The following is a 19639-nucleotide window of genomic DNA, read 5'->3' as shown; positions in this document are numbered from 1 at the left end:
CCCTAGCCTCGAGCGAGATCCATCATGTGCCCGAAATGTCCGGGCCTGCCTCTGCCGGCACCGCGCAGTGATCTCGTCAGCCCGGCAGCGTCCGTGACGATGAGTCCAGACAGTCCGCTCGCCCCATGATCAAAGAGGACGGGGGAGAGGGGTGTGCTCGGGCCCGTGACGATGACGGTGGCCTGCTTCGCCAGTTCGAGGAGTCGCGGCAGTGTCTTGTTCACCATCGTCGAGCCTGTCACGAACACAACGTCCTGGTCAGGCAGGACATATTCCGCGGCGGTGTCGATGAAATCCCCCGGGCGGGGGCTGCGTTCAAGGATCGTCAAGGCGGCGGCGTCCGACAGCCGCTCCTCGATCGCGGGAAAATGCCCGATCGTTGCGACCCTCTTCCCTTTGACGAGATCCGCATACGTGTCGAAGGCCCCGCCCGTCGCCGTCCGAAGGCCAGCCTTGTCCACCCTGCCGGAGTGGTTGTGCCACGCGTTGATCGCCGCGACGCCGATGCTGGCATCGATGAGATTCCAGGATTTTGCCAGCTCGGCAACCTCCCGCAGGGGAGCTCCCGCCACGTCGTCCATGGCGATGCTGGGACGGGACCTGACGTTGGTTGTCATGGCCACTCCCATCGTCCCCTCATCGGACTCGAGCCAAGTCCACACGTGCCCGACGCTATAGTCGCGCACCGTGATATCGGGCGGGATGGGTGAGATGAGATCGTCGTACAGGGACCAGGGATTCATTCCTCGATCCTAAGCGCGAAGACCACGCCGCAACGCGACGTGCGTGTCGTGTTGCAGCGGCAGGGCACTGACAGTGGTGGCCGGCGAGAGCACCGCCTCCGCTAGAGGATCGCCTGGAGGGGTTTGATGAGGTGCTCCCAGCGCCATTCATCCTCGACCCACTGACGGCCCCGAGCTCCCATGGCCCGCGCGCGATCGGGATCCTCGAGAAGATACGTGAGGGCCGATACCAGCGCATTGCCCGACCGCCCGTTGACGACGAGCCCTGTCTCCCCGGGGATGACAGCCTCCGGGGCGCCCCCAGAATCCCCGGCAATCACCGGCAGGCCTGCCGCATATGCTTCGAGATAGACGATTCCGAGGCCCTCGATGTCGAGGCCCCCGCCCCGCGTCCTGCACGGCATCGCATACACGTCGCCGAGAGAATAATGGCCCGCGAGTTCAGCGTAGGAGACCTGCCCGGTGAAGATGATCGAGTCACGCGCGGGGGACATTGCATGGAGGGCATCGAGCTTGCCCCGGTAGGGGCCTTTGCCGACGATGACGAGCCGGGCCTGGGGGAATGCGGCCGCGATCCGATGCCAGGTCGCGATGAGGAGATCCTGGCCCTTCCTCTCGACAAGGCGGGAGATGCAGACGACAACCGGCGCGTCCTGCGCTATTCCGTACCGGTCTCGCAGGCTGCGGCGTACCCCCTCATCGAAGGCGAACGCCTCGGGGTTGATCCCGCCGGGCAGGCGCAGCGTCTCGGTATCACCCAGAAGAGGGGACAGTCGATCCTTCGTGGCCTTCGTCAGGTAGGTCACCACGTCGTTGTCACGGAAGATGGCAGCCAGCACCTGGCGGGCTCCCGGGATCATCGACCAGCCGATCTCGTGGCCGTGGGTCGTCGCGATCGTCTGGGTGGCTCCTGCGCGCTTCGCCGCCGAGGCCATGATGCCGAGCGGAGTCGAGGCACCGAACCACACGTTCTTCACCCCACGTTCGGCGATGATCCCCTCCATCGTCTTCCGCACGGCAGGGGTGGGAAGCATCATCGTCCCCGGGTATCGAATGACCTCGTAGGGCACGCTGGCGTCATATTCCGCGGCTCCGCCATCAGGCGGAGTGGAGGCATAGACGACGAGCTTGTCGGGATCGAGATGACCGACGAAGCCTTCCAGATAGGTCTGGATGCCACCCGCGCGCGGGGGAAAATCATTCGTGACGAGGAGGGTGCGCTGCATTCCTCTATCTTGTCAGATCAGTAGTCCTCGGAGCGCTTCAGAACCTCGGTGAGCCGGTTGGCTGCGGCCACGACCGAGACGGAATGCTGCCGGCCGGGCTGGCGTCCCATGCGTTCGATCGGGCCGGAGATCGAGACGGCGGCGACAACACGCCCGCTCGGTCCCCACACGGGGGCAGAGATCGAGGCGACGCCGGCTTCCCGCTCGGCCACGGACTGGGCCCACCGGCGGCGGCGAACGGCAGAGAGCGTTGTCGCCGTGAAGTTCGCGCCATGGAGGCCGCGGTGCAGGCGATCGGGCTCCTCCCATGCGAGGAGCACCTGAGCTGCCGATCCTGCCAGCATCGACAGGGCCGCCCCGACCGGGATCGAGTCCCGCAGTCCGCCGAGATTGCGCTCAGCGGCCGCGACGCAGATCCTGACGTCGCCCTGGCGGCGGAAGAGTTGAGCGGACTCGCCCGTGTGGTCACGCAGTGCGATGAGGACGGGTTTCGCGGCGGCGAGAAGGGGATCGCCGCCTGCCGCGCTTGCGAGCTCCTCCATGCGCGGGCCGAGGATGAACCTCCCCTGCATGTCTCTCGTCACGAAGCGGTGATACTCCAGGGCGACGGCGAGACGGTGTGCTGTTGGTCTCGCGAGATGAGTGGCGCTGACCAGCTGGGCGAGAGTGTGCGGGCCCGACTCGAGAGCGCCGAGAACCGATGCGGCCTTGTCGAGAACGCCGACGCCTGATCCCTGTGAAGTGTCCATGTGCTGATATTGTCATCTCGCCCATTGATACGCAAGTGCGCTACAGTTGGGAAAGGCAGATTCTTACATTACCAACGAAACAAAGGAGAAAGTCATGGGGACGACCCTGGCCGAGAAGGTTTGGAAGTCGCACATCGTCTCACGCGGCGAAGACGGCGCTCCGGATCTCCTGTATATCGATCTTCATCTCGTCCACGAGGTCACCAGCCCGCAGGCTTTCGAAGGATTGCGCTTGGCGGGGCGCCCGGTCCGCAGGCCCGATCTCACGATCGCAACCGAAGACCACAACGTTCCGACCCTCAACATCGATCTGCCGATCGCTGACCGCATCTCCGCGAAACAGATCGACACGCTGCGCAAGAATGCCGAAGACTTCGGGATCCGCCTCCACTCTCTCGGAGACTCCGAGCAGGGCATCGTCCACGTGGTCGGGCCTCAGCTCGGTCTCACCCAGCCCGGCTTGACCGTCGTGTGCGGCGACTCCCACACATCGACGCACGGTGCGTTCGGATCTCTCGCCATGGGCATCGGCACCTCCGAGGTCGAGCACGTCCTGGCGACGCAGACTCTGCCACTCCAGCCGTTCAAGACCATGGCGATCAACGTCAACGGAACCCTCCGTCCGGGCACGACCGCGAAAGACATCATTCTCGCGATCATCGCGAAGATCGGCACGGGCGGCGGCGCTGGCTACGTCCTCGAATACCGCGGGGAAGCGATCGAGGCCTTGTCGATGGAGGCGCGCATGACCATCTGCAACATGTCGATCGAAGCGGGTGCCCGCGCAGGCATGATCGCACCCGACGAGACAACCTTCGACTATCTCAAAGGCCGCCCGCACGCCCCCGAGGGCGAGGAGTGGGATCGTGCCGTCGAATACTGGCGTTCGCTCCGCACCGACGACGATGCGACATTCGATGCGGAAGTCGACCTCGATGCCGATGACCTCGAACCGTTCGTCACCTGGGGGACCAACCCAGGGCAGGGCCTGCCGATCTCGGCCTCGATCCCCGATCCCGAGGATTTCGCCGACGAGAGCCAGCGCCACGCAGCCCAGCGCGCCCTCGACTACATGGGTCTGGAGCCGGGAACGAAGATCAAGGACATTCGCGTCGACACCGTCTTCATGGGCTCGTGCACCAACGGCCGCATCGAAGACCTGCGGAACATTGCCGAGGTGATCAAGGGACAGAAGAAGGATCCGAACGTGCGTGTCATGGTCGTGCCGGGATCGGCACGCGTCCGCCTCCAGGCCGAGGCTGAGGGCCTTGATCGTGTCTTCACCGAGTTCGGCGCCGAATGGCGGAACGCGGGATGCTCGATGTGCCTCGGCATGAACCCGGACCAGCTGCAGCCGGGCGAACGCGCCGCCTCCACGTCGAACCGCAACTTCGAAGGGCGCCAAGGAAAGGGTGGGCGTACCCACCTCGTGTCCCCGCTCGTCGCAGCCGCCACCGCTATTCGCGGCACTATCTCCACCCCGTCGGACCTGTAAGGATTGATCATGGAAAAGTTCAGCACACACACCGGCATCGGCGTCCCGCTCCACCGCTCGAACGTCGACACGGACCAGATCATCCCCGCCGTCTACCTCAAGAGGGTGACGCGGACCGGCTTCGAGGATGCTCTCTTCGCTGCGTGGCGCAACGATCCCGACTTCGTCCTCAACCAGGACGAATACAAGGCAGGGTCCGTCCTCGTGGCAGGGGAGGACTTCGGCACGGGATCCTCGCGCGAACACGCCGTATGGGCTCTGAAGGACTACGGGTTCCGCGTTGTCCTGGCGCCCCGCTTCGCCGATATCTTCCGCGGCAACTCCGCGAAACAAGGTCTCGTCGCGGGAATCATCACCCAGGACGATTGCGAACAGCTGTGGAAGATTCTCGAAACGGAACCGGGCACGGAGGTGACAGTCGATCTCGTCGAACGGACCGTGACCGCGGGCGGCTTCTCGACCACGTTCGAGATCGACGACTACACGCGCTGGCGGCTCATGGAGGGCCTCGACGACATCGGCCTGACGCTCCGCCAAGAAGCCGCCATCACCGAGTTCGAGAAGTCGAGACAGTCGTTCAAGCCGGCCACATTGCCCGCGAAGAGCCTCCCGCCTGTCTCCATCGTCTCGGCACGCCCTGTCGATGAGGAAGCTCCTCTCGCCTAATCTAGGGCCATGGAAACCCTGAAGATTGTCACCACTGCGGATGTCGATGAACTCGCTGACCTCCTGGTGCGATCGCGAGAATACCTCGCGCCGTTCGAACCGCGGCGCGAGGATTCTTATTTCTCGGCCGAATATCAGCGCAAGCTCATCACAGCCAAGCTCGCGGCCCACGAATCAGGCTCCGAAGTTCCCTTCCTCATCCTTCATGATGGAATGATCGTCGGCCAGCTCACACTCGACAGGATCGAGTTCGGGCCCCTCCAGAGCGCCGACATCGGCTACTGGGTCGCCCAGGACCACTGCGGCCGCGGCATAGCGACAAGGGCAGTCTCGGAGGTGCTCGACTACGCGTGGCACGAGCTGGGTCTGTGCCGGATCCAGGCCGCAACGCTCCCGGAGAATGAGCCGTCGATCACCGTCCTGCGCCGCAACGGATTCGCCCTCTGCGGCACGGCGCGCTCCTACATGGAAATCGCGGGGGAGCGACGCGACCACCTCGTGTTCGAGCGCATCCTCGCAGAGGCGGTCAAGGGAAGGGACGGAGAGCCCGTCATCGTCCGATAGAACTGCACTGAATAAATTGCGCAAAGCAATTTGCGCAAAAGTCTTGAACTATTGTGAGCGAGCGTCTACCGTCGTGCCATGGAAACGAAACATGGCTCCGCCTCGATCTGGTCGAACCGTGATTACGTGTGGTGGCTGGCGGGGGATACGACCGGAATGATCGGGCGCGTGTTCTCGCTCCTCATCGTCAGCTTCGTCGTCTTCGACCTCACGGCCTCCGAGGCGTCCGCGGGCACACTCCAGACCATCATCCTCGTGCTCATGCTGGTGGCATCGATCCCGGGCGGCGTCGTCGTCGACCGCATGGACCGCCGGCGGCTCATCTACATCTACGCCATCCTCGGGTCCGTCGTCAGCGGCGGGATCTTCCTCTACGTGTACTCGGGAAATCTCACCTACCTCGCCTTCACCATCCTCATGAGCGTCCTTGCGCTCGTCCACGGCTTCTTCGGTGAGGCGACAAACGCCGCTCTTCGATCGATCATGTCGGGCGGGGATTTCGTCAAGGCGCAGGCCGCGAACCAGGGGAGGGATGCGGCCGTCCAGCTTATCGCGCGGCCCCTGTCGGGCTTCTTCTACGGGCTGTTCGCCTGGCTGCCCTTCCTCATCTCCACGGTCTTCTCCGCCGCCCAGGGCCTCGTCTTCACGCGTGTGAAGACGTCTCTCGTCCCCGCCGACGAGATGCAGCCCGTCCCGGCTGCGGCAGTTGCGGACGGCGGAGCGGCACAGGATATTGTCGAGGACCTGCCCGTCGAAGCTCAGCCGCCGCGGTCGACCATGCGGGAGGACTTCTTCGAGGGCCTTCGCTACCTCTCGAGCAGGCGGACACTCCTCGTGCTCGGCGTCATCATCACGCTCGTCAATCTCGGCATGGCGGGCGTCCAGTCGCTCATGATGCTTTCCCTCATCGCCCAGGGCTACCCGGCGGTCGAGGTCGGATACCTCGGCATGGCGATCGGCCTCGGTGTCATCCTCTCCTCGACTGTGGCGGGCCGCATCGCCGGCGAGCACCCCACCGGTCTCATCACGGTCGGCTCCCTCGCCTGGTTCACCCTGAGCACGGCCCCGCTTCTCCTCTCCGATGGATACTGGGTGATGATGGGTATCTCGTTCGCGATCGGGCTGTGCGTGCCAATCACCAACGCCGCCCTTCTCGGTTACGTTCTCGGCCGCACGCCCCAGTCCTTCCAGGGGCGGGTCAGCAGCCTCCTCGGCGTCGTCGCCCAGGCTCTATCGGCGTTCGCGCCGCTGATCGCCGGCATCACCCTCGAGGCCTACAGCTATCACCTCGCTGCGATCATCTTCGTCGCGATCTCAGCGGCGGGCGCCGTCATCGCGATACTATCGCCACGAGTGCGCCGCATTCCCCGGCCGTCAGAATGGGAGAGCTATGACCGAGATGAGTCGTCTGAAGACACTGTCGCATCCGCTTAGGCTGCAGATACTCGTCCTACTCGATGCGATGAAGGAGGGGCGGACCTCGGACCTCGCTTCGGAGCTCGGAGCGGCGGCCAACAAGGTCTCCTACCATCTGTCCATCCTCGAATCGGGCGGACTCATCAACAGGCGGGTGGGCGAGGACGCGCGGGAGACGTGGTGGTCCGTCAACGAAGAGAAGCTCAATCCGCCCGAGCCGGATCCGTCGGAGAGGGGCTCCGAAGAGGGCAGGGCCGCGTCGTTCGCGATCCTCGAATACCTGCGCAGCCTCGTCCCAGACCTCATGGACAAGGACCAGGACCAGTCGGTTATGCTCGGTGTCGTCTATCTCACCTCTGATCAGCGCAAACGCCTGGTCGAGCAGATGGGCGAGATGTACCAACAGGTTCGCGAGCTGTCGTCGACCAATTATGAGAACGGCGAGGGCGACCTTTACGCGCTTGGCGCACAGCTCCTACCGGCGCGCCCCGACCAGCGGTAAGCTCATCTGGCGCCCTCCGCCCGGTATCCTTGGAGGAGTATGTTGAGGAGGAACTATGGCGTCAGTGCTTGAAGTGCGCGGCGGTAAGCCGTTGGTCGGCGAGATCTTTGTCCGCGGGGCGAAGAACCTCGTCCCGAAAGCGATGGTGGCGGCGCTTCTCTCGGAAGACACCTCCACGCTCCGCAACGTCCCCCAGATCCGGGACGTCGAAGTCGTGTCAGAGCTGCTGCAGATGCACGGGGTTGAGGTCGACTTCGACCAGGATGCTGGTGAACTGTCGATCACACCGGGGACGCTGTCGCTCCCCGACCCGCTCCAGGTCGACGCGCTCGCAGGATCTTCCCGTATTCCCATCCTCTTCTGCGGCCCCCTCCTGCACCGTCTCGGGGAAGCGTTCGTTCCGGACCTGGGCGGATGCCACATCGGCGACCGTCCCGTGAACTTCCACCTCAAGGTTCTCGAAGACTTCGGTGCGACGCGCACATCGACCCCGTACGGCATGCACCTGACCGCTCCGAAGGGCCTCAAGGGGCGCCCGGTGCGCCTGCCCTACCCGTCTGTCGGCGCAACCGAGCAGACCCTTCTCACGGCCGTCATGGCCTCGGGAATCACGGAGCTCACGAACGCCGCGATCGAGCCCGAGATCATGGATCTCATCGCCGTCCTGCAGAAGATGGGGGCGATCATCTCCGTCGATACGGACCGCACCATCCGCATCGAAGGCGTCGACAAGCTCGACTCCTACCGTCACACGGCGCTGCCGGACAGGATCGAAGCAGGCTCCTGGGCATCCGCCGCACTGGCAACCCGGGGCGATATCGTCGTCAAGGGCGCCGAACAGAAGGACATGACGACCTTCCTCAACTACTACCGGAAGATCGGCGGAGCCTTCGACGTCCGCGATGACGGGATCCGGTTCTGGCACCCGGGAGGGGAGCTCCAGGCCGCCGTTCTCGAGACCGACGTACATCCCGGCCTCATGACGGACTGGCAGCAGCCACTCGTCGTCGCCCTGACGCAGGCGAAAGGCCTGTCGATCGTCCACGAGACCGTCTACGAGAACCGTTTCGGATTCACCGACGCCCTGCTCGGCATGGGAGCGAACATCCAGGTCTATCGGGAATGCCTGGGAGGCCTGTCGTGCCGATTCGGCCGCCAGAACTTCTACCATTCGGCGATTATCCAAGGCCCCACGAAGCTTGAAGCTGCCGACATCGTCGTACCCGACCTGCGCGGCGGCTTCTCCCATCTCATTGCCGCTCTCGCGGCCGAGGGCACGAGTCACGTGGCCGGGATCGACATCATCAACCGCGGCTACGAGCATTTCATGCAGAAGCTCGCGAAGCTGGGTGCGGACGTCACGCTCCTGCCATGAACCGGCACGAGTCTCGGGTGATGCCGAGGGCGATGAGGATCCTCTCCGGCCCCGTCATCGCCTTCACGCGGTCGATCCAGCGCCTCGACGTGAGGGGTGCCGACAACATCCCGGCTGGGCCCGTCATCTTTGTCAGCAACCATACGAGCCACCTCGACGGCTTCGTCGTGGCCGTCTCCATCTACGAGGCGGGTGTCCCGCCGCGCTTCGTCGCGAAGAAGGAACTGTTCCGGGGTCCCCTCGGAGCGTTCCTCCGCCTTATCCAGCAGATCGAGATCGACCGAGATCAGCCCGGCGGTGCCATCGACCAACTGGCAACCGTCCTCGACGGCGGGGACAGTCTCATCATCTTCCCCGAGGGGACCTTCACCCACGACCCGGCGGGATGGCCGATGAGGGGGAAGACCGGTATCGCCAGGCTTGCCGAACTCCGCCCAGACGTTCCGATCATCCCCGTCGCGCACTGGGGCAACGAACGGCTCATCCACCAGTGGACCGGCAGGATTCGGTTCTCCAGGATCCTGCGCCGCAGCGAGCACGTCATCGTCTCCTTCGGGCCGCCTCTGGCCCTGTCCGGGGATACCTACCAGGAGCAGGCCGACAGTGTCATGACGGCTCTTGCATACGAGGTCGCCCGACTACGCGACGAACTGGGACGACCGATGGGGGAACCGCCCGCACAACGCTATGAACCGTCTCAGGTTTGATGCCGCTATCTTTTGAGTGGAGGATAGCCATATGCCAAAGAAGATTGACCCCGCAGTGAAGGATCGGGCCGTACGTCTGGTACGCGACCATCGCGCGGATTACCCCTCAACCGCGCGAGCAATCGCTGCCGTTGCAATCCAAGAGGGAATCGGACGGGAATCATTGCGCCGCTGGGTTGCACAGGCCGATATTGATGCCGGCCAACGTGAAGGAAAGACCAGCGAAGAACTCGCCGAAATCAGGCAGCTAAAGGCCGAAAACAAGCGCCTTCGCGAAGACGTGGCAGTGCTGCGTGCGGCAACAACTTTCTTCGTGGGGGAACTCGACCCCCGCAACCGCTGATCTTGGGATTCATTGATGAGGTGCGCTCTCAAGGACATGCAGTCGAGTCAATTCTTCGCGTTCTCCGTCAAGAGGGCGTCAAGATTGCTGCACGAACCTACCGATCCTGGAAACAAGGCACCATCAGCCAGCTCACCATCACAGACGCTCACGTGATCGATGCTGTCCGCTCTGCCGCCTGGCAAGAAGAACAGCTCCCCAACGGGACTGTGCGCAGGAGGATGACGCCTGAGGGTATGTATGGGCGGAAGAAGATGACCGCCCTGATCCGCAGGACCGCGATCGCTGACGCGTCCTGGGGCGCAATCGACCGAGCCATGCGATTCCTTGGCCTGTCAGGCGTGACACGTGCGAAAGCCATTCGTACAACGATTCCTGGTAAGGATGGCAACCGCGCCGGAGACCTGCTCGATCGGAACTTCACAGCTCCCCGCCCGGACCATACCTGGGTCATGGACTTCACCTACGTGCGCACCTGGGCCGGCTTCGTCTATGTCGCCTTCATCCTTGACGTTTTCTCGCAGCGGATCGTTGCCTGGCATGCCCAGACCACGATGCATGCCAATCTGGTGATGACTCCGTTGCGGATGGCTTTGTGGGAGCGAGAGCGCCAAGGCCACCCAATCAAACCACGACAGCTACGGGCTCACTCGGACGCGGGCAGTCAATACACCGCCGTGACCTACACCGAGCGCCTGGCCCTGGAAGGGATCAGTCCCTCGATCGGGACCGTCGGCGATGCATTTGATAATGCGCTCATGGAGACGATCAACGGGCTCTATAAAGCTGAATGCATCCGCACCACGATCTTCCACGAGGGGCCGTTCAAGACGATCACAGACGTTGAGTACGCAACCTCAGGGTGGGTCGATTGGTACAACAACCGTAGGCTCCACGGTAGCCTAGCGATGGTCAACCCAAATGAGTACGAGCAGACCTACTATGCAGCGCTCGACCGAGAGCTGCTCCCCGTATAAAAGCGGCAAAGAACCTGAGACGGTTCACTACGTGCCTACCGTACTCCATCGGCACCTGCGCCAAGCGTCGCGGCGGAAGTTCAGTCGTCAAGCAGATCGATGACGATCCGTGTCGGGTCGTCGAAGACCTCGACCCGGTAGGGGACGGGCTCCTCGACGCCGATGAAGACGAGGTGCATCCCCTCGAATGCTGAGTCGACGCGGATGTCCGCAACGATGTCTGACTGGTCGAGACCCGAGATGGTGATCTCGCCGTCTGCCTCCGTCGGATAGCGCACCCCGGACACCCAGACGGTCAAGAACTTCTCTCCCGCCATGTCCAGCTCGAAACCGGAACCGTCCTGGATCGCAGCATCCTCATAGGAAGCCGACCAGTTGAGCACGCCCTCCGAACCGTCATAGTCGATGACGACCCTGTCATAACCGTCGTGGCCGCCGACACGCGCCCCGACCGGCAGGAACTGTCCGGCAAGGTCGGGATAGTCGGCGGACGATGATGGGTCGAGAGTGAACTCGGATGCGTCGACAGTGTTGCTCGGATCGCCAGATTCCGTCTCGGCAGGCTCCGTGCCGGGATCTGAGCCGCCCGGATCGTCCGTAGGTGCCTCGGTCGTTTCCGTGGCGGCCTCGGTCGTTTCCGTGGCGGCCTGCGAGTCCGTTGCCGGGCTCTCGGCAGGTTCGTCAGTCGTACATGCCGCGAGCAGGCTCGTCACGGCCAGAGCGCCAAGAATTCTCTTCATGACACCAATCTAGCCGTGCCGATACGGACGCGCCCCGCTGGGAGGGAAGCGTTATTCTACTGCAACCCTGCCACGGCGTGGCGGAGCGCCTGATCGAGATCGTCCCACAGGTCCTCGATGTCCTCGATCCCGCACGAGAGGCGCAGGAGGTCCTCGGGAACCGTTGGGGCTTCGTCGACGAAGCGCCTGCGGCGCTCCAGGCTCGACTCGACCCCGCCCAGAGACGTGGCAGGCAGCCAGAGGCGTGTTGCTTCGACAAGCCTGTCGGCCGCCTCGCGTCCACCCTTGGGGCGAAGGGTGACGACACCGCAGCCTTTCGATGCACGCTCCCGGTGGGGATGGGAGGGAAGGGATGGGTGGGCGACAGCCTCGACGAGGGGATGGTCGCTGAGTCTCTTGGCAAGCTCAGCGGCGTTCGCCGTGATCCTCTCAAAACGGAGGGAGAGCGTTCTCATGCCGCGCAGCGCCAACCACGTTTCCATGGGGCCCGCCACCGCACCCGTATGGGTCCGGTAGTTCCACATCCTCGTATGGAGATCTTCGGTGGCCGCGAGGACAGCCCCAAGGATGACATCGGAATGACCGGCGAGATATTTGGTTGCGGAATGGACCACGATGTCGGCGCCCATGGCCAATGGCTGCTGGCCGAGCGGGGTAGCGAACGTGTTGTCGACGATGACGAGCGCCCCAGCATCGTGGGCCGCTGCGGCAATCGTCGGAATATCGGCCAGTTCGAGCATGGGATTGGTGGGGGACTCGATCAGGACGGCCGACGCTCCCGGCAGCGCCGCGACGACCTCATCCGTGTCAGCGATATCGACCGTGACAACCTGCCCGCCCTCTCGTTCCGCCATCTCTCGCGCGACGACGAGAGACGCATGATAGGCGTGCCTCGGGGCGACGATCTTCCCCGGAGGGGCCGCGTGAAGGGCGGTTGTGATCGCTGCCATGCCGGAGGAGTGGACGAGAGCGGGGAAGGCTGAACCCTCCAAGGCCGCGAGCGTCTCCTCGAACGGATTCCACGTCTCCGTGTCCCATCTCGCATAGATGTTTCCAGGCTCCGTCCCCGAGTTCCGATACGTCGAGGAGAGGACGATCGGCGGGTTGACGGGGCTGCCCTGGATGCGATCGGGCCGTCCGGATTGAGCGAGAATCGTTGCTGGGTTCGTCATGGAACAGAGACTATCTTGATAGGCTCAAGCGGTGAAGAACGGTTCAAAAACACGCGTTGCCCTCGTCTACGGAGGCCGCTCCGGAGAACATCCGGTATCATGCATGACCGCAGGCTCGGTCATGGCCGCGATCGACCGGGAACGGTACGAGATCATCCCGGTCGGCATCCGCAAAGACGGAAGCTGGGTGACCGGCATCATCGACCCCGAGCGTCTCGGCACCGGAACCGCCGAGGTGGGCCCGGGTACTCCCGTCACCGTCTCCTACGGCGACGGACGGATGTATGCGGGCGATATCGACCTGGAGATCGATGTCGTGTTCCCGCTCCTGCACGGCCCATTCGGCGAAGATGGGACCATCCAGGGTTTGTTTGAGATGGCGGGGATGAAATATGTCGGATCCGGTGTCTTCGCATCTGCCGCCGTCATGGACAAGCACTATACGAAGATCATCCTGCAGGCCGCGGGGCTCCCGGTCGGACCCTGGGTGCTTGTCACGGCGGCGGGATGGCAGAACAGGCGAGACGCCCTCATCGAGCAGATCTCGGCGCTGAAGATGCCGCTCTTCGTGAAACCCACGAGAGCCGGCTCATCGCTCGGCATCACCCGCATCGAGTCCCTCGATGATCTCGATGCCGCGATCCGTGAAGCGCAGCGGCACGATCCGAAGGTGATCGTCGAGCAGGGACTCTCCGGCCGAGAGGTCGAATGCGCGGTCCTGGGAGGCTTCGGCACGGATACGGCGAAGGCCTCGACGGTCGGGGAGATCATCCTTGCCGATGGTCCTGCCGAGTTCTACGACTTCGACTCGAAATACGTGGAGACGGACGATCTCGTCCTCCAGATCCCGGCAGATATTCCCCACGCCGATGTCGAGAAGCTGCAGGCCATGGCGGTCGACGCGTTCAACGCGATGGACTGCGAGGGGATGGCGCGGGTCGATTTCTTCTACGACAATGGTCGCGCCACCATCAACGAGATCAACACGATCCCCGGATTCACCCCCTACTCGATGTATCCGCTGCTGTGGCAGAAGTCTGGCATGACCTATGCGGAACTGATCGAGACGCTGCTGACACTCGCGTGCGAAAGGGAGACGGGCCTGCGCTAGAGGCTACTCCTCGACGACAGGAGCATCGAGGAGACCGACGCATTCACGCTCCGCAGGGACAAGACTCAGGGCCGGTGAGAACTGTGCCAGCGTGTCCGTCACGGTACCCGCACCGACGGCCTCTGTCGTGATGACGATCTCCACAGTCGGCGTACGACCATAGGAAACGAACGTCCACGTGCCGTCTCCGCCGTTGGCGGGAACCCTCTCATCGCCCGCGTCGAGGCTGAGCCAGTCAATGCCGGCGACAGTGATACAGCGGTCCGTTGACGGTCCCGGCTGTTCCAGGCCGCAGCGGAACGACGAGCCGTCGCTCCACGCTGTCGTCGCCTGAGCAGTCGTCTTCGCGCGATCGAAGCCGCCGATCTCGCCCGGGGTGGCGAGAAGCATGCGGGCACAGATCGGATCGGAGGCGTTCGGCGCAGGATCGAGGCCCACGGTGGGGGAACAGGCCGAGAGTGCAAGGATCGCAAGCAGGGAATAGGACTTCACTCTCCAAGCCTATCGGGAACGCGCCACGAGCGGTGCCAGCACGGAACGGCGGCCGCCACGATCGGTGAGACAATGGCGGCATGAGTGAAGACGAGATCCTCCGCCTCATCGGCCGCCACCTGCCACCCTCGACCGCGACAGTCCCCACGGGGGATGATTCGGCGATCCTGTCGCCCGTCGGTGACATCGCAGTCTCGACAGACATCCTCGTCGAGGGCGTCCACTTCCGAACCGACTGGTCGACGGGTGCGGATGTGGGATGGCGGTGCGTCATGCAGAACGTCGCCGACGCTGCCGCGATGGGAGCGCGGCCCATGTCTCTCGTCGTCGCCCTGACGATTCCCGACTATGTCGATCCATCGTGGATCGAGGACTTCGCTCGGGGCCTGAGGCAGGCCTGCGACCATGTCGCACAGCAGACCGGCCCGATCGCGATTGATGGCGGCGACATGTCGCGCGGCCCCGTCATCACAGCAAGTGCCACCGTGCTCGGAGACATGGAGGGGCGCACCCCGATCCTCCGCTCAGGAGCCCAACCCGGAGACCGTCTCGTCCACTGCGGGAACCTGGGGGCCTCCGCGCACGGCCTGGCGCTGCTCACGGCAGGCCGGTCAGGATCACACACGTCTCTCTTCACACGCCCTGTGCCACCCGTCCGCCAGGCCCTCACGATTCCCGCCACGGCGATGATGGACGTCTCGGATGGTCTGGTCCGGGACTGCCGCCGACTCGCCTCCGCATCAGGCGTCGCCATCGACCTGGATACCGAGCTCGTGCGTGCCGCGTCGAGCCCGGGCGTCACACTGACAGAGGCACTCACCGGGGGAGAGGATCATGGCTTCCTCGCGACCGTCCCAGACACCTGCCCACCCGGATGGCGGACTGTCGGCACCGTCGCCGTGGGGCACGGTGTGACCGTCGACGGCGGACAGCCCGACACACTGGGAGGATGGGACCACTTCGATACCGGCTCCTGAGGCCGGGTACGACTGAGCCCCCACCAGTGGTGGGGGCTCAAACATCACGGTTACTTCGTGTTACGAACAATCCGGTCGGACTTGATGCACGTCGTGCATACGTTAAGTCGCTTCGGTGTTCCTTCGACGAGGGCGCGGACGCGCTGAATGTTCGGGTTCCAACGGCGGTTGGTCCGCACGTGGGAGTGCGAGACGCTCTTGCCGAAGCCCGGGCCCTTGCCGCAGACGTCACATACTGAGGCCACGGTTCTCTCCTGATCTTCTCGCTGACAAGACGCCAGCGGCGTCTCCTGACATACATACACGGTGGCATGCAACTTGTTTATAGTAACCGAGCAGTGCCCGAAGCACCAATAATATGGCCCGGCTGGGAACGTGTTGTCCCACACTCTTTTGCCGCCAGTCCCCAGCGGGGGCTCCCTCTCAGTCTGGCAGGGTTAACCGCTACTCTAGTGCGGGGAGGCGATATGGAAGCAGTGGCAACTGATGGGCGGACGCTTCTGGAGAGCCCGCTCGACAGGGTTCTCGGCGCCCGCACGGCAAAAGCGCTCAGCAGGCTCGGGCTCGAGACCGTGTCCGATCTCCTCAATCACGCTCCGCGGCGCTACGTCCGCCGAGGAGAACTCGTTCCCCTCTCGCACGCGCACGAGGGCGACAGCGTCACGGTCGTCGCGACAGTCCTCGGAACCAGCATGCGGCCGATGAATGCGCGCAGAGGCTTCCTCCTCAAAGTCATGATCTCCGACGGAAACGTCGACATGTCCCTCACGTTCTTCGCGAAATCGTCGCGTCCTCTCGCTTTCCACGAGATGAAGCTCAAACCCGGCACCGTGGCCACCTTCTCCGGAACCGTGTCCTCCTATCGAGGCGAACTCCAGCTCACCCATCCCGAATACGAGGTTCTCGAGGATGGCGGGGACGTCGACAAGGACGAGATCGCACGCCCCCGCCCCCTCTACCCCTCGGCCGTCAACGTGCCGACGTGGACGATCGAGAAAGCCATCGCCACGATCCTCGATCAGGTCCAACCTGCCGACATTCCCGAGCCGCTCCCCGAGAGCTTCCGCACGCGCCATGGCCTCCTCGGAGCATACGACGCACTGATGGGCCTCCATCGCCCCGGCCTCGACGCCGACTGGCAGCGGGCCAGGGAACGAATGAAGTTCGAAGAAGCACTCATCCTCCAGACGGTTCTCATCCAGCGCGGACACGAGGCCGCGGCAGTCGATTCAACACCCCGGCCCGCCCGCCCCGACGGACTCGCGGCAGCATTCGACGCTCGGCTCCCCTTCGAGCTGACGGAGGGGCAACGACTCGTCGGCGACCAGATCTCCGCCGACCTCGCATCCAGCCGGCCCATGACCAGGCTCCTCCAGGGCGATGTCGGATCTGGGAAGACGATCGTCGCACTGCGGGCCATGCTCCAAGTCGTCGACGGCGGCGGGCAAGCGGCCCTCCTCGCACCGACTGAGGTGCTCGCGGAACAGCATTTCCGTTCGATCACGTCGATGCTCGGCGAACTCGCACTGGGAGGGCTCCTCTCGGACCTGGGGACGAGAGTGGACCTGTTGACGGGGACGATGGGCGCGAAAGCGACACGGGAAGTCCTCGGGAGGGTCGCGGGGGGAGAGACCGGCATCATCATCGGAACCCACGCTCTCCTCTCGGACCGCGTCCAGATCCCCTTCCTCTCCCTCGCCATCGTCGACGAACAGCACAGATTCGGAGTCGACCAGAGGGAAGCCCTCAGAGCGCGGCCGGGAGTCAACCTCCTCGTCATGACAGCGACCCCGATCCCTCGTACGCTCGCGATGACAGCCTTCGGTGACCTGGCGGTCTCCGAACTCACCGAGCTCCCGCGCGGACGAGGCGACGTGACGACAACCATCGTGCCCGCAGGGAAGACATCGTGGGTCGATCGCGTGTGGGAACGAGTCGCAGAAGACGTGACAGCGGGCGGACGAGCCTTCGTCGTCTGCCCCCGCATCGACCCCGACGATGAGGCGACCGGGTTGGAGAGCTCCGATGAGAACCCCCGACCGCCCCTCTCGAGCGTCGTCGACACGGCAGACCAGCTGCGCCGCAACCCCGCACTCGCAGGCATCACTATCGGCACACTCACCGGCCCCATGAGCCCCGAGGACAAGACGAGCATCATGGCGGCCTTCCAAGACGGCACTGCTCCCGTCCTCGTCGCCACAACCGTCATCGAAGTCGGAGTCGACGTCCCGGACGCCACCACCATGATCATCCTCGACGCGGACAGGTTCGGCCTCTCCCAACTCCACCAGCTCCGTGGACGCATCGGCAGAGGCACCAAACCGGGCCTCTGCCTGGCGCTCTCCTGGGCGCCGGAGGGTACGATAGCGGCCGAACGGCTCGCCGCGTTCGCGGACACACGAGACGGGTTCGCGCTCGCGGAAAGAGACATGGAGCTGCGTCGAGAGGGCGACGTGCTCGGAGCAAGCCAATCAGGAGCCCATTCGCACCTGCGCCACCTCGAGATCCGCAAGGATGTGAGGGTGATCGAGATGGCGAGAGATGATGCCATCGAGCTCGTCGCGCAGGCACCCGATTTGTCGCCGTGGCCGGGACTTAGGGATGCTGTGAACGCGGCCAGGCGGCGCAGCGAGATAGACTACTTGGGGAGGAACTGATGCCTCGCATCATCGGCGGAACAGCGAAGGGCATGACGATCAAGGTGCCCAAGTCTGCTCGCCCCACACCGGACATGGTGCGCGAGGCGATCTTCTCAAGCCTGCAGCACCGCGGATATCTTGACGACACCGATGTCCTCGACCTCTTTGCAGGCTCCGGAGCTTTCGGCCTCGAGGCCGCCTCGCGCGGAGCGCGGTCAGTGACCGCAATCGACGCGAATCGGGAAGCCTCCACGATCATCGAGCGCAATGCGGCCTCCTGCGCACTTCAGGTTCGTGTCATCCAGGCGCGGGCCGAGAGCTTCCTCGCCTCATCGGCTGCGCAGTTCGATGTCATCTTCCTCGACCCGCCGTATGCGATGACGGACGAGGAGATGGCGCCGGTGCTCGCACTCTCGGCGCCCCGGCTCGTCGATGATGGTCTCCTCATCGTCGAGCGTGACAAACATGCGGGTGAGCCGCCCTGGCCCGCCGACATCGTGGGGGATGGTCAACGATCATGGGGAGACACCGTCGTGTGGTACGCACTGCACGGGGAGTATGCACGTAGTCTTAGATCATGAGTATCGCTGTCTGCCCGGGATCGTTCGATCCCATCACGCTCGGCCATGTCGACGTGGTCCGGCGCGCCCGCACTATTTTCGATGAGGTCATCATCGGCGTCGCGCATAACGCCTCCAAAACCTACCTTTTCACGCCGGAGGAACGCGTCTCTCTTGCTCGGACCGCCGTTGCGCACATGCCCGGCGTGCGCGTCGAACTCATCAACGGGCTTCTCGCTGACTACACGAGCACGGTCGGCGCCTCCGCCATCGTCAAAGGCCTGCGCGGGTCAGCAGACTACGACAGCGAACAATCGATGGCGCTCCTCAACAGGCACCTGAGCGGCGTCGAGACAGTCTTTGTCATGGGCGATTCGGGCCTCGGCCACATCGCCTCATCCCTCGTCAAGGACGTAGCCTCCCACGGCGGCAAGGTCGACGATTTGGTGCCGCCAGCAGTGGCTGCGGCGCTCACGAGAAAGGTACGCAATGTCTGAGAACGAATTCGACATCGTCAACGCGGCGGCGGGGGACTCTCTCATTGCCGTGCTCGACGAGATCATCGAGACGGTGACACTCGCTCGCGGTGTCCCCATGTCAGCATCAGCAATGATCAACAGGTCGGAGGTGCTCGACCTCCTCGAGACAGCACGAGACATCGTCCCCGACCAGATCGAGGCAGCCGATACGATCATCGCCGAAGCCTCCGAGGTCAAGGCTGACGCTCAGCGGCGTGCGAAGACCATCCTGGAACGCGCACACGCCGATGCTGAGGAGACCGTGCAGCAGGCCCGACGCCACGCCGCCGACCTCGTGTCGGAGCATGCCGTGACGAAGGCCGCCCATGCCGAGGCGGAGCGGATCCTGGCTGAGACGCGCTCCCAAGCTCAGCGGATGAATGCCGGGGCGGACCGGTACTCTGACGATTCCCTCGCCTACCTGCAGAGCGAACTTGAGGGCCTTCTCTCGAAGGTCCACGCGGGTCGTCAGGAACTCTCCCGCAGGGAAGAGAACCGCGTTGCGAAAGAGCGCGCCGGCAGCGCCTCAGCGTCCGACGCGGTGCGAGAGGACGTCGTCTCGGACGATGATTCCCAGCCGACCCTCAACGAAGTTCGCTTCGATGACGAGTTCGAGCCTCCCTTCGACAACGAGAAGTGATGTGCCCGAAGGGTTGAGAGCTCGCGC

Annotated in this window: 21 protein-coding genes; 14 read left to right on the top strand and 7 right to left on the bottom strand. The window is 64.0% G+C overall.

The features are described 5' to 3' along the window. Positions 1 to 2: 2 nt before the first annotated feature. From H2O75_RS06845 to H2O75_RS06835, 3 genes are all read right to left on the bottom strand, one after another. On the bottom strand, positions 3 to 743 hold the full coding sequence (locus tag H2O75_RS06845; protein WP_182170031.1) for a DUF364 domain-containing protein: 741 nt from the start codon (positions 741 to 743) through the stop codon (positions 3 to 5). A gap of 101 nt (positions 744 to 844) precedes the next feature. Continuing rightward, complete coding sequence (locus tag H2O75_RS06840; protein ID WP_182170028.1) at positions 845 to 1969, bottom strand: glycosyltransferase family 4 protein; 1125 nt, start codon at positions 1967 to 1969, stop codon at positions 845 to 847. Between the two features lie 17 nt (positions 1970 to 1986). Beyond that, positions 1987 to 2718 carry an IclR family transcriptional regulator gene (locus tag H2O75_RS06835; RefSeq protein WP_182170025.1) on the bottom strand — a complete coding sequence of 244 codons (732 nt, stop codon included), beginning with the start codon at positions 2716 to 2718 and terminating at the stop codon, positions 1987 to 1989. Positions 2719 to 2812: 94 nt separating this feature from the next. Here H2O75_RS06835 and leuC point away from each other — a divergent pair, with 94 nt between their 5' ends. The 8 genes from leuC (at position 2813) to H2O75_RS06795 (ending at position 10763) form a co-directional block, all read left to right on the top strand. After that, on the top strand, positions 2813 to 4213 hold the full coding sequence (leuC, locus tag H2O75_RS06830; protein ID WP_182170022.1) for a 3-isopropylmalate dehydratase large subunit: 1401 nt from the start codon (positions 2813 to 2815) through the stop codon (positions 4211 to 4213). Positions 4214 to 4222: 9 nt separating this feature from the next. After that, positions 4223 to 4879 carry a 3-isopropylmalate dehydratase small subunit gene (gene leuD / locus H2O75_RS06825; protein WP_182170019.1) on the top strand — a complete coding sequence of 219 codons (657 nt, stop codon included), beginning with the start codon at positions 4223 to 4225 and terminating at the stop codon, positions 4877 to 4879. A 9-nt stretch (positions 4880 to 4888) separates the two neighbouring features. Then, positions 4889 to 5443 (top strand): GNAT family N-acetyltransferase, encoded by a 555-nt coding sequence (locus H2O75_RS06820; RefSeq protein ID WP_182170016.1) that lies wholly within the window; start codon positions 4889 to 4891, stop codon positions 5441 to 5443. A gap of 78 nt (positions 5444 to 5521) precedes the next feature. Then, positions 5522 to 6877 carry an MFS transporter gene (locus tag H2O75_RS06815; RefSeq protein ID WP_182170013.1) on the top strand — a complete coding sequence of 452 codons (1356 nt, stop codon included), beginning with the start codon at positions 5522 to 5524 and terminating at the stop codon, positions 6875 to 6877. Next, positions 6834 to 7361: an ArsR/SmtB family transcription factor gene (locus H2O75_RS06810; protein ID WP_182170010.1), complete on the top strand. Its 528-nt coding sequence runs from the start codon at positions 6834 to 6836 to the stop codon at positions 7359 to 7361. The genes H2O75_RS06815 and H2O75_RS06810 overlap by 44 nt, the downstream gene beginning before the upstream one ends. Before the next feature lie 55 nt (positions 7362 to 7416). Then, complete coding sequence (gene murA, locus H2O75_RS06805) at positions 7417 to 8736, top strand: UDP-N-acetylglucosamine 1-carboxyvinyltransferase (RefSeq protein WP_182170007.1); 1320 nt, start codon at positions 7417 to 7419, stop codon at positions 8734 to 8736. Further along, entirely contained in the window at positions 8733 to 9443 is a 711-nt protein-coding gene (locus H2O75_RS06800) for a lysophospholipid acyltransferase family protein (protein WP_182170004.1), read from the top strand. Before murA ends, H2O75_RS06800 begins: the two co-directional genes overlap by 4 nt. Positions 9444 to 9474: 31 nt before the next feature. Further along, a protein-coding gene (locus H2O75_RS06795) for an IS3 family transposase (protein ID WP_182170001.1) occupies positions 9475 to 10763 on the top strand; the annotation gives its coding sequence in 2 pieces (ribosomal slippage) (positions 9475 to 9748 and positions 9748 to 10763; 1290 coding nt in all). A gap of 80 nt (positions 10764 to 10843) precedes the next feature. On the opposite strand, the gene H2O75_RS06790 is transcribed toward H2O75_RS06795, so the two are convergent. Further along, positions 10844 to 11503: an AMIN-like domain-containing (lipo)protein gene (locus tag H2O75_RS06790; RefSeq protein ID WP_182169998.1), complete on the bottom strand. Its 660-nt coding sequence runs from the start codon at positions 11501 to 11503 to the stop codon at positions 10844 to 10846. 56 nt (positions 11504 to 11559) lie between these two features. After that, a complete protein-coding gene (locus H2O75_RS06785; protein WP_182169996.1) occupies positions 11560 to 12675 on the bottom strand; it encodes a trans-sulfuration enzyme family protein in 1116 nt (371 codons plus the stop codon). A 31-nt stretch (positions 12676 to 12706) separates the two neighbouring features. Between H2O75_RS06785 and H2O75_RS06780 the strand changes: the two genes are divergently transcribed. Next, positions 12707 to 13786, top strand: coding sequence for a D-alanine--D-alanine ligase family protein (locus H2O75_RS06780; RefSeq protein WP_182169993.1), 1080 nt, complete (start codon positions 12707 to 12709; stop codon positions 13784 to 13786). Positions 13787 to 13789: 3 nt separating this feature from the next. Here the strand turns inward: H2O75_RS06780 and H2O75_RS06775 are convergent, their stop codons facing one another. Beyond that, positions 13790 to 14278: a DUF3515 family protein gene (locus tag H2O75_RS06775; protein ID WP_204736266.1), complete on the bottom strand. Its 489-nt coding sequence runs from the start codon at positions 14276 to 14278 to the stop codon at positions 13790 to 13792. Positions 14279 to 14358: 80 nt separating this feature from the next. Here H2O75_RS06775 and thiL point away from each other — a divergent pair, with 80 nt between their 5' ends. Further along, entirely contained in the window at positions 14359 to 15255 is an 897-nt protein-coding gene (thiL, locus tag H2O75_RS06770) for a thiamine-phosphate kinase (protein WP_182169990.1), read from the top strand. Between the two features lie 50 nt (positions 15256 to 15305). On the opposite strand, the gene rpmB is transcribed toward thiL, so the two are convergent. Further along, entirely contained in the window at positions 15306 to 15500 is a 195-nt protein-coding gene (gene rpmB / locus H2O75_RS06765; protein ID WP_182169987.1) for a 50S ribosomal protein L28, read from the bottom strand. A 222-nt stretch (positions 15501 to 15722) separates the two neighbouring features. Between rpmB and H2O75_RS06760 the strand changes: the two genes are divergently transcribed. Genes H2O75_RS06760 through H2O75_RS06745 form a run of 4 tightly spaced genes read left to right on the top strand, consistent with a single transcriptional unit; the run spans position 15723 to position 19612 of the window. Beyond that, the gene (locus H2O75_RS06760) at positions 15723 to 17912 is read left to right on the top strand and encodes an ATP-dependent DNA helicase RecG (protein WP_182169985.1); all 2190 of its coding nucleotides are present in this window, start codon (positions 15723 to 15725) and stop codon (positions 17910 to 17912) included. Continuing rightward, complete coding sequence (gene rsmD / locus H2O75_RS06755; RefSeq protein ID WP_182169982.1) at positions 17912 to 18475, top strand: 16S rRNA (guanine(966)-N(2))-methyltransferase RsmD; 564 nt, start codon at positions 17912 to 17914, stop codon at positions 18473 to 18475. The genes H2O75_RS06760 and rsmD overlap by 1 nt, the downstream gene beginning before the upstream one ends. Next, positions 18472 to 18951 (top strand): pantetheine-phosphate adenylyltransferase, encoded by a 480-nt coding sequence (gene coaD, locus H2O75_RS06750; protein WP_182169979.1) that lies wholly within the window; start codon positions 18472 to 18474, stop codon positions 18949 to 18951. Before rsmD ends, coaD begins: the two co-directional genes overlap by 4 nt. Continuing rightward, complete coding sequence (locus H2O75_RS06745; RefSeq protein WP_182169976.1) at positions 18944 to 19612, top strand: ATP synthase subunit B family protein; 669 nt, start codon at positions 18944 to 18946, stop codon at positions 19610 to 19612. Before coaD ends, H2O75_RS06745 begins: the two co-directional genes overlap by 8 nt. The last annotated feature ends 27 nt before the right edge of the window (positions 19613 to 19639 follow it).

The sequence above is a fragment of the Flaviflexus equikiangi genome (genome assembly GCF_014069875.1).
Taxonomy (GTDB): Bacteria; Actinomycetota; Actinomycetes; order Actinomycetales; family Actinomycetaceae; genus Flaviflexus; species Flaviflexus equikiangi.
The sequence above is the reverse complement of the archived record's forward strand: the minus strand, read 5'-3'. Positions and strand labels throughout refer to the sequence as shown.